The 343-nt window shown below is 42.3% G+C and carries 1 pseudogene; it reads left to right on the top strand.

Annotated features, from left to right (window positions below):
• Window positions 1-166: 166 nt before the first annotated feature.
• Window positions 167-343, top strand: a pseudogene (locus DW835_RS07410) (IS5/IS1182 family transposase); the annotation flags it as partial.

Genomic DNA, 343 nt, shown 5'->3' with positions numbered 1-343 from the left:
CAGGCTGTAGACAAAGCTCCTTCCTGTGAGGGAGCTTTTCTTGTGTCATGACTGCAAAAATTATGTACTTACAAGCATATAAGAAGTAGTGAAAATGCCGTATTTACGGGACTTTTCACTACTTTTTTGGTATAATGAAAGTATCAAAATAAAGGCGGTGTTTCCTATGATGACACAGAATGCAGATAAGAAAAGAGAGCAGATTCAGATGTTCTGCATGGATGACCTTGTTCCGCAGGATCATCTGCTGCGCCTGATTGACCAGGCAATCGACAGGAGTTTTATCTATGATCTTGTGATCCATAAATACAGTGCAGACAATGGCCGCCCCAGCATGGATCCG

This window comes from Clostridium sp. AM34-9AC (assembly GCF_003480225.1).
Taxonomy (GTDB): Bacteria; Bacillota; Clostridia; order Lachnospirales; family Lachnospiraceae; genus Acetatifactor; species Acetatifactor acetigignens.
The sequence above is the reverse complement of the archived record's forward strand: the minus strand, read 5'-3'. Positions and strand labels throughout refer to the sequence as shown.